General features: G+C 50.4%; 7 protein-coding genes. All 7 read left to right on the forward strand.

The window, feature by feature from the left end; translation table 11 throughout:
- Positions 1–691 precede the first annotated feature (691 nt).
- From VN105_RS09755 to VN105_RS09785, 7 genes are read left to right on the forward strand one after another with little or no spacing between them, the layout of a single operon-like run.
- Positions 692–2593 (forward strand): chitobiase/beta-hexosaminidase C-terminal domain-containing protein, encoded by a 1902-nt coding sequence (locus VN105_RS09755; RefSeq protein ID WP_325640292.1) that lies wholly within the window; start codon positions 692–694, stop codon positions 2591–2593.
- A gap of 41 nt (positions 2594–2634) precedes the next feature.
- Positions 2635–3852, forward strand: coding sequence for a type IX secretion system outer membrane channel protein PorV (gene porV, locus VN105_RS09760; RefSeq protein ID WP_325640294.1), 1218 nt, complete (start codon positions 2635–2637; stop codon positions 3850–3852).
- 58 nt (positions 3853–3910) lie between these two features.
- Complete coding sequence (locus VN105_RS09765) at positions 3911–6919, forward strand: SusC/RagA family TonB-linked outer membrane protein (protein ID WP_325640296.1); 3009 nt, start codon at positions 3911–3913, stop codon at positions 6917–6919.
- A gap of 29 nt (positions 6920–6948) precedes the next feature.
- Complete coding sequence (locus VN105_RS09770) at positions 6949–8526, forward strand: RagB/SusD family nutrient uptake outer membrane protein (RefSeq protein WP_325640298.1); 1578 nt, start codon at positions 6949–6951, stop codon at positions 8524–8526.
- Between the two features lie 39 nt (positions 8527–8565).
- On the forward strand, positions 8566–10185 hold the full coding sequence (locus tag VN105_RS09775; protein WP_325640300.1) for a carbohydrate-binding protein: 1620 nt from the start codon (positions 8566–8568) through the stop codon (positions 10183–10185).
- Between the two features lie 31 nt (positions 10186–10216).
- Entirely contained in the window at positions 10217–11278 is a 1062-nt protein-coding gene (locus VN105_RS09780) for a DUF5007 domain-containing protein (RefSeq protein ID WP_325640302.1), read from the forward strand.
- 46 nt (positions 11279–11324) lie between these two features.
- On the forward strand, positions 11325–14474 hold the full coding sequence (locus VN105_RS09785; protein WP_325640304.1) for a SusC/RagA family TonB-linked outer membrane protein: 3150 nt from the start codon (positions 11325–11327) through the stop codon (positions 14472–14474).
- Positions 14475–14486: the final 12 nt, after the last annotated feature.

The following is a 14486-nucleotide window of genomic DNA, read 5'->3' on the forward strand; positions in this document are numbered from 1 at the left end:
ATGTAGTATTACTTTAGACCAAAAGAAAGTTCCACGATTCCACGTTACAGGCATTTGTTTCTCTCATTTACTCAGGTTCAATTGTACAATCAGTCTTCCTCCCGTTTCACCAGTCTTATACAGTTTTAGCCGTTTGCTGAAACAGGCCGGAACGCATTCCTGGCGCATACAGCAACCCGCAAAACCAGTATAGGAAGGTCTGGAAAGATCCTACAATCGGACGCTCATAAAAATGTAGTTGGACAAATCAGCTGAAGTATTTTATTAACAGAAATTTGCCGGGTACGTCTTGGTAAGGATATTCTTTGCCTTGGCCAGTCCCGCGTTACGGGCGTTTATCTGCCGGATACTACGGTGTCCGGGAACCTTATTAGTGTGGCATTGCTAAACTATCAACTGAAATTTTATCCAGGTAAAATGGAATAACATCCCTATTCCATTCACCCTATGTATTCACTGAGCAAATAACTGATGTCATGAAAACTCTTAGCAGTTAGCTTTTAGCCGTTAGCGCCTGTTGGTGCGCCGCCTGGCCGTGCGGTCACTTGTGCCGGTATCCGTAAGGATACACCGGAACGGGCTCCTCTTTTCATTACTTTTTTGTACCTGTATACAGGTGCCGGGTAAGTCATGCCCTTTGTTCAGGAAATATAATTAGTAAGGATTACTAATTAAACTTCATTTATTGAATATGAAACAATTTAACAACGCTCTGTTTATTCTCTGCTGCGTAATAGCCCTGCTGGTAAAAACTACCGCAACAGTGGCGGCTGCTGGCAGCGGAGCGCCTTTTATGGCCGCTGCGCCACCTATAGATACTACACGGGGTGTGGTAGGCTATTATTTCCAGGACCCGCAATCGGGCGGAAGTACTTTCACCACACTGGTGTTCGACCGGGTGGATCCTAACTTCTGGTTTAACTGGGGCGACGGATCACCTGACCCCCGCATTACCAACGACCACTTCTCCGTTCGCTGGAAAGGATCATTTCGTGTGCCCGTTACCGGTAGTTATACCTTTAACGCCAACGCCGACGACGGATTTAAGTTCACCATAAAAGACTACGCAAAGCGGGAAGCCGATCCGGGAACAGTGGTCATGAATAATAATGGTAACTGTTGCGCCGACTTCTCCGGTACTATTAACCTTGAAGCGGGTAAGCTGTACCCCGTAGAAATGGAGTTTACAGAAAACGGCGGCGGCGCCAATATCATGTACTTCAAATGGACCGGCCCCGGTATTCCGCAGCAACAGGTGCCCGCGGAATACTTTTACGCATTGCTGCCACAGGCAGCCGCACGTCCTAAAATAACACCGGACCGCGGCCTGTTTGAAGACCATGTAGATGTGGTGCTAAGCACCACCACCGCAGGCGGCACCATCCGCTATACGCTGGATGGCACCGTGCCCACCATTAATTCCCCCGTATTCAATCCGTTAACAGATACGCTGAAGCTCACGGGTACCACTACGGTAAAGGCAAGTACCTGGATGGAGAATATGTATGTATCGGAAGTGTCTACCGCACTGCTGAGCATTATGCCGCCGGCATTGCCCAACCCGGTATTTGTACCCTCCGCCGGTATCTACAGTGATCCCATAAAGATGGCCATCAAGGTAGCGGAACCCGGCGCCACTATCTATTATACAACAGACGGCAGCACGCCCACCACTGCTTCGCAGGTGTATACCGATAGTATTCATATAGATTCCACCATGCGCATTAAAACATTTGCCGTGAAAGAAGGCCGTTCCCCTTCACAGGTAATGGCTGCCACCTATACCATATTGCCGGAAGGAACAAAGCAACCGGTGTTCAGCGTGCCGGCAGGTAATTATAATGGTCCGCAGGAGGTAACTATCAGCAGCGCCACACCCGGCGCCGTGATCCGCTACGCCCTCAACGACAATGCACTGAACTCCAATTCACCGGTATATGCCGCCCCGGTAAAGATCAGCGCTACCGCCACCTTAAAAGCTTATGCGTCTGCCGGTGGGCTTACGGATTCAAAAGTAACCATCGCTGCCTATGTGATCGGCAACAACGATGTGGCAGTAAGCACGCCGCAGTTCAGTTTCCCCGGCGGTACCTATAACGGCGCCCGCCAGGTGGGGTTGTTCACCAATACAAAAGATGCGGTGATCTATTATACAACCGACGGCAGTATACCGGACGAAAATGCCACGGCTTACTTTAACCTCATCCAGGTGAGCGACAGCCTTACCATTAAGGCGATTGCTGTCAAACCCGGCATGAAGAACTCCGGGGTGGCGGAAGCTACCTATATCATCACGGGAGGAGGAAAGGATACCAGTCTTATTAATACCAATCTTCCGCAGGGCCGGTTATCCATCACGCCAAATCCGGCTACGGACCAGGCCAGGATCAGCTGGACGGGCATGATCAATACCCGCGATGGATATCGTGTAGTCGTTACCGATAGCAGGGGAGCAGTGGTGAACACCACCCTCATTACCAGCGGCTATACCTATTACATCGTGAACACACAATCGCTGGCAGATGGCGTGTATTTCGTGAAAGTACAGTCGGGCAGCTCCGTGGTAAAAGGTAAACTGCTCATCTCCCATTAAAAAAGAAAACAACAGCATCAACATTATATAAATCATTTGAAATGACGTATCCAGGTTTTAATCAGGAAAGAAGGATGTTTCCACCGGTATTACGCCTGTACCGGTGGATGGCCACAGGCCTGATGGGCATCTCCCTGTTGCTGGCAGGGGAAAAGGCTGCTGCGCAAATGGCCTACAGCAGCACCGACGGCCGCACTAATGCGGTCAGCAATGCGGTGTCGTTCCTGCGGATCACTCCCGACGCACGCCGCGCTGCCCTCGGCGATGCAGGCATCGCTTTATCGCCCGATGCCAGCTCGGTGTTCTCCAACCTCTCCCAGGTATCATTTGCTGAGGCAGAAAAGGCCGTTTCCGCGGGTTTTACCCCCTGGTTAAGGTCAATGGCCAGCGACGTGTACCTGGCCGATATAGCAGCCTACAGGAAGCTGGATGAACAGCAGGCTATCGGGGTAGGCTTCCGCTACTTCAGCATGGGTAGCATCCAGCTAACCGATTTCCAGGGCAACGACCAGGGCACGGTACGCCCCGGCGAATTTTCCTTCGATGCCGGGTATACCAGGAAATTATCGGATCACTGGGCGCTGGGCGTAGCCTTCCGTTATATCCATTCCAAACTGGCCTCCGGCCCCAAAGCCGGCGGCAGCGGCACTTACAAGGCAGGCAATGCTTTCGCGGGAGATGTGAGCGCTTCCTATGTTACTGAAACGGAATACGATGGCGGCCGGAAAGGCACCTGGCGCTTCGGCGCTGTGATGTCAAACATCGGTACAAAGATCTCTTACTCCACCGACAGCCAGGATAAGTATTTCCTTCCCGCCAACCTCGGTATCGGCGGCGGCTATACGTACCAGCTGGATGATAAGAATGCGCTCACCCTTACGCTGGATATCAATAAACTGATGGTCCCCACACCGGATAGCACAGATGCCGATAAGGATGGTACGCCGGACTTCCGGCAGAAAGGGATCCTCAGCGGCGCCTTTGGTTCCTTTGGAGATGCTCCCGGCGGTCTTAAGGAAGAACTGCATGAGCTGATGTACTCCACCGGCCTGGAATATACTTATGGCGACCTGCTGGCACTCCGCGCGGGATACTATAACGAACACCGTACAAAAGGCAACCGGAAATACCTGGGCGTAGGATTCGGTTTGAAATATAAAATAGCGGGCGTCGATTTCTCTTACCTGGTTCCCGCCGGGGGAGATCCGCTGCACCCGCTGGCCAACACACTGCGCATTTCCATTTCAGCAACATGGTAAGGCGCAGGGCATTTAATATCATTTCTCATTTACAAAATATTAGTTTATGCATTTCATAATGCGACGCTGTGTTATAGGTTTGCTGGCAGGTGGTTTTGCAGCAGGAACAGCAGCGGCTGAAAACAGGATGTTGCCGGCGCTGCCAGGGTACGCCACTCCCCAGGATACTACGGTGAAAAAGAAATTGAGTGAGAAGGAAAAAAGAGACAGTATCCGTAAAACAATGATCCCTGTTGATACCAATCACCTGAAGCCTGCCGCTTTCAGAAGCAATGGCATCGATATGGGCAAGGCGGCTATTTATCCCTATTCCTCCCTTCAGCAAATGCTGAAGGGCGAAGTGGCAGGGGTATATATCCAGGAACCCGGCGGCGAACCAGGTACGGAAATGAGCATGATGATCCGCGGTACCGCCATCCCGCTTACTTCCCATAAAGAGGTATACGATGCGCAACCCCTGGTGGTGCTGGATGGTATTCCCCTCATCATGGATCATCCGTTTGCTTTCGATATACAGCAATACGACTATAACCGCATAGGACCCGCAACCAACCTGCTGGCAGCTATAGATCCCAATAATATCGCCTCCATTGAAGTATTGAAAGATTATGCGGCTGCAGCTATCTATGGTCCGCGCGCTGCCAACGGCGGCGTTATTTCCATCCGCACCAAGGCGCCGGTGATCGGCGGCAGGAAAATAGCCTTCAATACATGGTTTGGCATTGCGCAGAAGCCACACATCAATACCACCAATGCTAGGTTCGAAAATGGATTCAGGCAACCTTACTATAACCGGTATGCCAGCCTGGATAACATTCTTACCTACCCGGCATACCTGCGCGATTCTACCAACGATGCATATTACGGCGCCTCCAACTGGACGGATCTTTATTACGGCAATAAATTCATCCGCGGTGTAAATGCCAGCATCTCCAGCGGATCGGAGCGGGCCAACTTCCGCTTCGCCGCCGGCAATGAGCAGATGAATAATCCCGGTGATAACACCCGCATGGACCGCTACAATGCCATGTTTGAAATTAACATGGTGCCGGTGTCGTGGCTTACCATGTCGGCCATGATCAACGCTACCCGCCTGGAACGCCGCCGCAACCGCAACCTGAGAGACCGCTTCGCGGATGTACAATACCTGCCGGATCTGGGCTCCCCGCTGCCGCCGAATAAAGCGGCATACGGCGCCTACCTCAGCGAGTATGATAAGTCCATCGATGAAAATAAAACCAACAGCATCAATGGGTTCTTCCGTTTGAAAGTAGCGTTCTCGAAAGACTGGAACTTTGTATCCGGCCTGGCGGCAGATTATAACGAAGGACTGCGGGATGTGTTTTACCCCGGTACGCTTATGGAAACGATCAACTACGTTTCCAATTACTTTGGCTATAACCAGCGCGTGAGCTTTAATAATACACTCAGCTTTCATCACAACTGGAATAATAAACATGATGTAACCGCGGAAGCAGGCCAGGTATTTGAAGCGGACTTCAACCGCTATAACTACAGTTATGCTTACAACGGCCCTAACGATCTTATTAAACTCAATCTCTTAAATTCCGATCCCGGCAACGAGAACTACCTGTTGCCCAAAGCATATAAAAGCGCGCTGGTATACATGGCGCTTGATAAACAGCGGCATCGGCTGTTGTCGTTCTACGGCCGTGGCATTTACCGTTATAAAGATGCACTCGACTTTTCCGTGCTGGTAAGATCAGATGGTTCTTCCAGCATGCCATCTGATAACTGGTGGACGGTATCGCCAACCTTCTCTGCCGGATGGAACCTGAAAAGTACCCTGCTGCCAGACCAGGAAGGCATTAATGCCATGAGGCTGCACGCCAGCTGGGGCCGCATTGCACGCCTCCTTACAGACGATCGCTTCGGGGAAGGAACGCAATATCTCTCCGACCTTTCTTTCAGCAACAACCCGCTGAAGTTCTCTTATAATGCACTGGGCGCATTGTCCAGGCCCTATTCCACCGGCTATGTAGGCAACAATATTAAATGGCCCTATTCAGACCAGCTGGACCTGGGACTGGATATCAGTTTCCTGCAGGAACGCATCAACGTGTCATTGGATGTATATGATAAAACAGATAAGAACATGTTGTTTGATGTACCGGGCGGTAACGAATACGGCTATACGTCCATTTATGAGAATGGTTTGAAAGTCCGTAACCGCGGAGCCGACCTGAGCATCCAGGCAAACGTATTGCCAAAAAGGAGTAAGCTGCAGTGGATCCCGTCTGCCAATATTAATTATAACCAGAACACGCTGCTGGCATTACCCGGCGGTATTGATGAAATGCAGATAGGCGCCGGCGCTGCTGCACGTAAACTGAAAGTAGGCAGTGCCATCGATCAGTTCTGGGTGCTGGAGAACCAGGGCATCTACAACCGCGAAAGGGACATCCCGGTAAATCCTAAAACAGGGCAAACCCGCACCTATAAAGGCACGCCGCTTTCCGCCGGCGATCCTGTCTGGACAGACCAGAACAACGATAACACCATTGACGATAAAGATAAAGTGATGAAAGGACATTACCTGCCAAAGGTATCCGGCGGCTTCAGCAGTGATTTCACTTACCGCAACATTACTTTCAGCTTCACGCTCTACTATGCGCTTGGTAAGAAGATCCTGAACCAGGATGTGGCCAGTCACCTCGATTTTGTAAACCACGAAGGACAGATCTCCATGGATGCAGTAAAGGAAATCACCTTCTGGCAAAAGGTGGGCGACTATAACCGGTACCCATTGTATAATCCGTGGAGCAAAGTAGGCGCTTACCGCGCAGACCAGGACCTGTTCCTCGAAGATGGTTCCTTCCTGAAACTGCGAAACATTTCCCTGCAATATGATTTTACAAAAACACGCTGGTGGAATAAACGGTCGGTGTTGCATGGCCTTACCGTATACGGCACGGCCAGCAACCTGTTTACCATATCGCCTTATACCGGCGGCGATCCGGAGCTCATTTACTTTAACGGCACAGATAACGGGTATGGCCTTCCTATTCCGAAAACATATACCCTCGGCGTAAAAATGGACCTGTAGTATTAATGAACTGCATAAAATGATTTTTGATGAAGTATTTATCTTCCAATAATAAAAAATTCAACAGGACGTATACAGCAAAATGGCTGTTGCTGTTATGTCTTTGCGGAGGAGCGTTACAAAGCTGTAAGAAGCTGCTGGATGTGGATTCTTCCCATGCGGTGGCAGAGAAGAACATGTGGAACTCGCATGAAGATACCCGCAGCGCGCTGATAGGTGTATACGGATTAACCCGCGCCGCGCTGGCGGATAACAACGCCTTCTGGATGTACGGCGAATTGCGGAAAGGCGATTTTGCTGCTGTACAGCGGCAGGATATAGATGCAGTGATCAGCAACAACCTGCATGCGCCATTGGATATGCTCAATGAGCTTTCCAACTGGCGTCGCTTTTTTGCCGTAGTAAATGCCGCCAATCTTTTCCTGGAACATGTAGGAGAAGTGAAAGCAAGAGACCCGCGTTACAGTGAGCAGAACATGGCGGTAGATGTTGCGCAGATCCGCTTTCTCCGGGCATTTGCTTACTTTAATATGGTGAGGGTTTGGGGAGATGTGCCGCTGATCACTACTTCCCACGATGGGGAATTTACCGGCCAGCCAAGAGCGCCGCAGCAAAAAGTACTGGCATTCATAGAACAGGAATTACAGGCTTCGGCAGATAACCTGCCCTATGCCTACAGCGCCAACGATCCGCAACAGCAGGGCGACTATTACGCCGAAGGGGGCGATAAATGGAATGGCGTACTGGCCCGCAAGCTGAGTGCATATGCACTCATGGCGCATGTAGCCGCATGGCAGGCCAAGTACTCTCTCGTAGCCGCCTATACGAAATTTGTGCTGGATAATGCGCAGAAAAGCTCGCTCGTGTTTGTGAAAACAGACCAGCTTACCGCCTCCAATGGTTTCTTTTCAGGAAGAGGTTCCAATAACTTTATCAATAACCACATGATTGCGTTCGACTTTGAGTTCACCAATGGCGAAGCTTCCTATACCGGCCACCTGGAAGAACTTACACTGGCTGCACCGGTGGTGTCTAAAAGTCAGCCGGAGATCTATGTGCCGAAAGATACCATCCTTTCCCTCTTCGACCAGAACCGCGATGAACGTTTCAGCCTGGATAGCATCAAGGGGGAACCCACCAGCACCCGGTACTTTACGAGCTTCGACAGTCATGTGCCCATCTTCTCCAAAATAAAAGTAATACTCGACGGAGGCACTTCCGATCCTGATTTCCGCATGTATGGCAGCGCTATCATTTTCACGCGCCTGGAAGATATTGCCCTGCTGAGAGCGGAAGCGCTGGCAGTACTGGGCGAGCAAACCGGCGCTATTGACCTGCTGAACCAGATCCGCGACCTCCGGGTAATGGAACGCTACAGCGCCGATAAGGAAGGCGACCTGGTAAACGCCATTTTCCGTGAGCGCCGCAAAGAACTGATGGGAGAAGGACAACGCTGGTTTGACCAGGTACGCTATCATAAACTGAAACGCAGCGATGCCGCGTTCAACCGCCTTATTGATGAAGGCGGGATCTACTGGCCAGTGGCGGAAAATGTATTGACACAGAACAAACAGCTTACCCAGAATACTTATTGGATCAACAGGTAAAATAATCGCTTTCTATTCTTAACAAACAAATTATTTCTCATGCGAAAGAACATATTTCGTGTTGGTGCAGTAACAGGACTGGTGATATTGTTCTTGTATGCCGGGTGTAAAAAAGACAGTGGCTACTACAACCATGAAAATACCATTCATGAGTTTGCAGGCAACACCTACGATTTTTTGAAAAGCCAGACCGGCGTATATGATTCGTTCCTGTTTGTAATAGATAAAACAGGATTGACAGACAGCCTGAAGAATGGTCACTACACCGTGTTTGCGCCTACCAACGCCAGCTTTGCAGAAGCTATTTCCAATATGAATAACCTTCGCAGGGCACAGGGCCGTCCGTTATTATACCTCGCTACGGTAGCGGAAAACGAACTGGACTCTATGGTATCGCGCTACATTATTCCAGGTGTGATCCCATCCGATAGTATGAGCAACCAGGATGGTATTTACCTGAACGGCGTGCGGTACGGTTACCGGATGCATGGCAGGTATGTATCCACCCGCGCGGAAGGATACACCGCCGGCGGCCCCGGTGTGATTGAGTTCGCCAATACGAAAGGGGTTATTTATACCCGCCAGTGGATCACCAGCAATACTGTGACCGTTGATATCAGGACCAGCAACGGTCTCGTGAACGTGATGGACCGTAATCATATTTTTGGCTTCGATGAATTTATTGGCCGCGTGAACCCTACACTGCCGGTGCCTTTCAACGGAACGCCATTGCCTATACCCGGCACTATCTCCTTCGACCAGTTCGATAAAGGCGGTGAATCCGTGGCCTACCACGATAACGACGTTACTAACAACGGCGGTAAATACCGCCCGGGAGAAGGGGTGGATATACAGGATGCCGGCGGCGGCGATGTAGGCTATAACATCGGCTGGACCAACTCCGGCGAATGGCTTGCCTTCACCGTGTTTGTAAATGAACCCGGGCAGTACCGCCTGTTTGTAAGGGCCGCTTCCGGGAAAGGCAACGATGAAGTAGCGGGTACGCTTCACCTGGAAATTGACGGCGACTATATGACCAACGGTATCAAGATCAAAGGTACCAGCGGCGATCAGAACTGGTACGATAACGAAGTGCTTACCCGTGATCTTCCGGCAGGAAAACATCTCCTGAAAGTAAAATACGATCTCTCCAACTACAACCTTCGCTATATGCGCTTTGTACCGCTGGATAAACCCTACCCCGTGCCGGGCACCATCCCGGTGGAAGCATTTGATCCCGGCGGGGAAGGCGTTGGCTACCACGATGCAGATGCCGGCAACAACGGCGGCAAGTTCAGAACCAGCGAAGGCGTGGATATAGGCATGGCAAAAGAAGGCGGCGGCTACGAAGTAGGATGGACCAGCGATGGCGAATGGATGAACTACACTATAGATGTAAAGAAATCCGGCGATTACTTCTTCACCGCCAGGGTAGCCAGTCCTAATGAACCAAACGGCAATAACCGCTTCCATTTTGAAATTGACGGGCAGGATGTGACAGGACCTATGACAGCACCCAATACCGGCGACTGGAGCAACTACACCAACGTCACTGCACCGCTGCCCGTACACCTTGAGAAAGGCGTACATACCATGAGGTTCTTCCTGGAGAATGGCAACTATAATATCAGATCTTATAAAATAAGTGAAGTTAACTAAGGTTAGCGGATCAAGTAAAAAGTTGAATGCTATGTCTAAAATATGCAGATACGGACTCACCGGGGTTTTAGCGGTCCTCATTACAGGGCTGGCCGCATGCAGGAAATGGTTGCCGGAAGACCTGGACTATCTCAGTCCTAAAGCCGTGTACACCCAGAAACTGTTTACGCCTACATTAGGTCGCACTACCTTGTTTTCAGGTGTGTATAACACAGACAACTCCACCACGCCTATCACATTTAAAATTACCAACGTCCGTGATGCGCTTACCCTGCAGCCTACCAACGACCTGGAAAAAATGGTGCCGGTATGGGTATGGAAACAGGGATACACCGGTAATGAAAAATCGTTGGCGGAAATTGAAGGGAAACGGCAGCAGGAGAATCACCCGGTATGGGAAATACGTGAACATTCCGGCGATTTTATCCTCTGGGCAGGAGCCGACAGCACCATGCTGCACCAGCTGCCGCATAAAGGATACCTGTTTGATGTAGTGGCCTCCAACACCGGTGGTACCAATACCTACAAGGATATGCAGTTAACACCGGTAAGAGAACTGCCTTACAGTCCTGCGAACGATATAGACCCGCTCACAGGTTTGCCTGCTATAAAGTATTCATCGGATTCTTCTTCCTACAGCCTGGTATATAATCATCCTTCTGTCAGTAATGTAATGGGCGACAGCACTGAACTGGAAATGAAAAGCGACAGTGTACGTGTATTCTTCCGGAAAACAGGCAACGGCAGTTCCATCTCTTTTAAATTCCTGGCAAAGGATTCCACGCTTATTAACCCTTCGGCATTCAACGCTACCGGGCCGCTGGACAGCCTGCTGCACGGGTTTAATGTAAAGGCCACACCGGAGTACATAAAGTTTGATGTAGCCTATCCTATCCCTGTGATCAAATACGCCACACGGTGGACAACCGGCGATGGCTCACAGGCGAAAGTAAGATTTGCGTGGGACCGGAAAGCATATGGCGGCGGTATCGTACGCGCTACGCTGGATCTTTCCTTTGCTATTTATCAGAAGGGGGACTGGGACGTGATCTTCTATTTCTACAGCGATAACCCAAGATTCAGAAATGAATAATGGTAAACCCTAGTGAATCACATTTTGAAATAAATGAGCAGGTGATATGAAACCAAATATATTTAAAACAGGAACACTGCTGCTGCTTGTTCTGCTGGCAGGCGCCGGCACATTGCTGGCACAACAACCCGCGCCGGCAAAGGTAACCGTTACTGGTACGGTGAGCGACAAAGTATCCACCGAAGCCATGATAGGCGTAGGCATCATGGAAGTGATCGGGAAGGAGAAGAAGGTGATCGGCGTAACAGATAACAGGGGTAACTTCAGCGTGAAAGTGTCGCCGGAAGCAAGCCTGGCCTTCCGCTACGTGGGCTACCGCGAGTTTATCGTAAAGGTAAAGGAAGGAAAGCCACTCGACATCCGCCTCAGCATCAACGAAAATAAACTGAATGAAACCGTTATTGTAGGCTACCAGAATAAAACCAGGGAGCTGGCCACCGGAAGCTCTGTGATTGTAAGCGGTAAAGACCTGCAGGATGTACCCGTATCCAACGTGGAGCAATTACTCCAGGGAAGGGTACCAGGGCTCAACATCCAGAACAATACCGGTGCGCCCGGCGGAAGGGGCGTAGTAGCCATCCGCGGACTTTCCAATATCACCGTTACAGGGAACGGCTCCAGTTCTTTCCTGTCGCCCACCTCGCCGCTTTACGTGATAGACGGCGTACCCATTGATGCGGATGCCAACTTCTCCTATGGCTTTCAAACGCCTGGTCCGGGTGTGAGCCCCTTATCGCTCATCCCGCCGGAAGATATCCAGAGCATGGAAATATTGAAAGATGCCCAGGCTACTGCACTATATGGCTCCCGCGCGGCTTACGGTGTAATTGTGGTCACCACCCGCCGCGGTAGCTCCAAAATACCTGTAGTACGCTACACAGGTAACTTTTTCATGAACACACCGCCGGAACTGCGCGCTACCGTGGGAGGAAACCTGGAACGCCAGATCCGTGTGAAGGAAATTATGCAGTATGGCACTTATGCCGATCTGCTGAATATTTCCAACACCCCTTTCCTGGCAGATAGCTTAAACCCTTACTGGAACAGCTCCACCAACTGGCAGGGCGTGTTCTATCAAACCACCTACAACCAAACCCACAATATCAACATCAGCGGGGGCGATCCTACCTTCAATTATAAAACGGATCTCTCCTACTACCACGAGAATGGGGTGATCAGGAATACAGGGTTCGACCGTTATTCCATTAACACCAACATGCTGTATCAACCTACCCCGCGGCTGAAAATATTCGGGTTGCTGAATACGCAGGTCGGTAAAAGAAAGCTCGGCAGCGGCAACGGTTTATTACAAACCGGCGTGGCAGACAACGGGCAGAAATCATCTCTGCTGCCTGCGCCTTCCTTCTATCAAAGTACCGCGGGATACCTTGGCGCACTGGAAGTACAAAACGATAACAAAACGCTGAACCTTACCGCCAGCCTGGATGCCAGCTACCAGATCATTGAAGGGCTAAGCCTCGGATCGGCCATCAGTTATAACTACGCCTCCAACACGCAGGATGAGTTTACGCCGGCTGCCGCGAATAACGACTATTCAAGGATCAAAGCATACGACGACCGGAACTTCCAGTTATACAACCGTAACAGCATTACTTATTTCAAAAGCATCGACAAAAAACACAACTTTACACTCAATGTGTTCAACGAGATCTTCAACCGCGGCATGCAGGCGAAGATCATCCAGCAGCAGCGGATGCCCAACGATCAGTATGAAGGCCCGCTGGGGTATGGTAACGACGCATCAAGAGGCGGCGGCCTGCTGGATAACTTCTCACAAAATCATACGGCCTCCTTTGCAGGTTTATTTTCCTATAACTTTAAACAGAAGTATGTACTGGACGCCAGCTACCGCATCGATGGAAGCTCTGCGTCCGGCTTTGAAGATCCTTACTCAAAAAATCCTTCACTGGGTTTGAGATGGAACTTCAACAAGGAGAAAATATTCACCGACAGTAAATGGCTTACCTACGGATCGCTCCGTGGCAGCTGGGGACAAAACATTGTGCCCTCCGGTGATATCTTTTCTATTTACGGCACCTATCGCCCCAACGGCACCTACAACGGGAATCCCAGGATAGGCAGTGATTTCGACCAGATGCCCAATCCCTTCCTGAAGCCTACCACCACTACGCAATACGACATAGGCATGGAAGCAGGCTTCTTCCAGAGTAAAGTAGAACTGGTATTCGATGTGTACTATAAAACGGTGGAAAACCTGCTCCGTTCAAAAGACCTGGCAGATATCACCGGCTTCAACCGCGTAAATACCAATGAAACATCGCTGGCAGATTATGGCTATGAACTGATGCTCACCTTCCGTCCGTTGAAGGCTTCCAGCCCCGTGCAATGGAGTATTTCCGTTAACGGTGCGCTCAATAAAGACATCCTCACTAGGTTGCCTGCAGGCGCACGCCAGCTGATCCAGAACGACAACGGGCAGAATGTACTTTACCGGGTAGGACGTAATGCACTCAGCAATTACCTGCTCTCCACCCAGGGCGTATATAAAACCTTAGATGAAGTGCCCATTGATCCGGCTACCGGCCTGAGATACCGTACAGCCAACGGGCAGTACTTCCAGGCCGGCGATCCTTACTGGCAGGACCGCGACGGGAACTATATCCTCGATATCAACGACTACACCATTGCGGGTAATTCGCAGCCGCTGATCACAGGTGGTTTGCAGTCCTACCTAACGTATAAGAATTTTACATTCAACATCAGCGCCTCCTATGTGGCTATCCGCGATATCCTCAACGATGCGCTGGCACAGCGGCTGCAATACCTCAGTCAGCCGTTTGATCAACGGTCGATTGTTGATTTCAACCAGATCGATTACTGGAAGCAAAACGGCAGTAACGCTACCTACAGTAACCCTTTCGACTATACGCGTGCAGGCGCTGTTAACCCGTACAGGGTTGACCAGACACTGTTCCAGGAAGATGGTTCGTACTTTAAGATCAACACCATTACCGTTGGTTATCTCCTGAACAAGAACCTTACACATCGCTATGGTATCAACACCGTGAGGGTATACCTGACCTGTAATAACGTAAAAACTTTCTCCAGCTACAGCGGCCCTAACCCGGAAAACGTATCCGCGCTGGGCCGTGACCAATCGAATGGCTATCCCATTCCACGTAGCTGGAACGCAGGTTTAAACGTAGAGTTTTAAGATAAATGTTTA

The organism is Chitinophaga sp., assembly GCF_035564935.1.
In the GTDB taxonomy this organism is placed as follows: domain Bacteria; phylum Bacteroidota; class Bacteroidia; order Chitinophagales; family Chitinophagaceae; genus Chitinophaga.

Bases quoted from the DNA above. Each gene is read 5' to 3' on its own strand.
- VN105_RS09755 (WP_325640292.1), top strand. From the start codon at position 692: ATGAAACAATTTAACAACGCTCTGTTTATTCTCTGCTGCGTAATAGCC.
- porV (WP_325640294.1), top strand. From the start codon at position 2,635: ATGACGTATCCAGGTTTTAATCAGGAAAGAAGGATGTTTCCACCGGTA.
- VN105_RS09765 (WP_325640296.1), top strand. From the start codon at position 3,911: ATGCGACGCTGTGTTATAGGTTTGCTGGCAGGTGGTTTTGCAGCAGGA.
- VN105_RS09770 (WP_325640298.1), top strand. From the start codon at position 6,949: ATGAAGTATTTATCTTCCAATAATAAAAAATTCAACAGGACGTATACA.
- VN105_RS09775 (WP_325640300.1), top strand. From the start codon at position 8,566: ATGCGAAAGAACATATTTCGTGTTGGTGCAGTAACAGGACTGGTGATA.
- VN105_RS09780 (WP_325640302.1), top strand. From the start codon at position 10,217: ATGTCTAAAATATGCAGATACGGACTCACCGGGGTTTTAGCGGTCCTC.
- VN105_RS09785 (WP_325640304.1), top strand. From the start codon at position 11,325: ATGAAACCAAATATATTTAAAACAGGAACACTGCTGCTGCTTGTTCTG.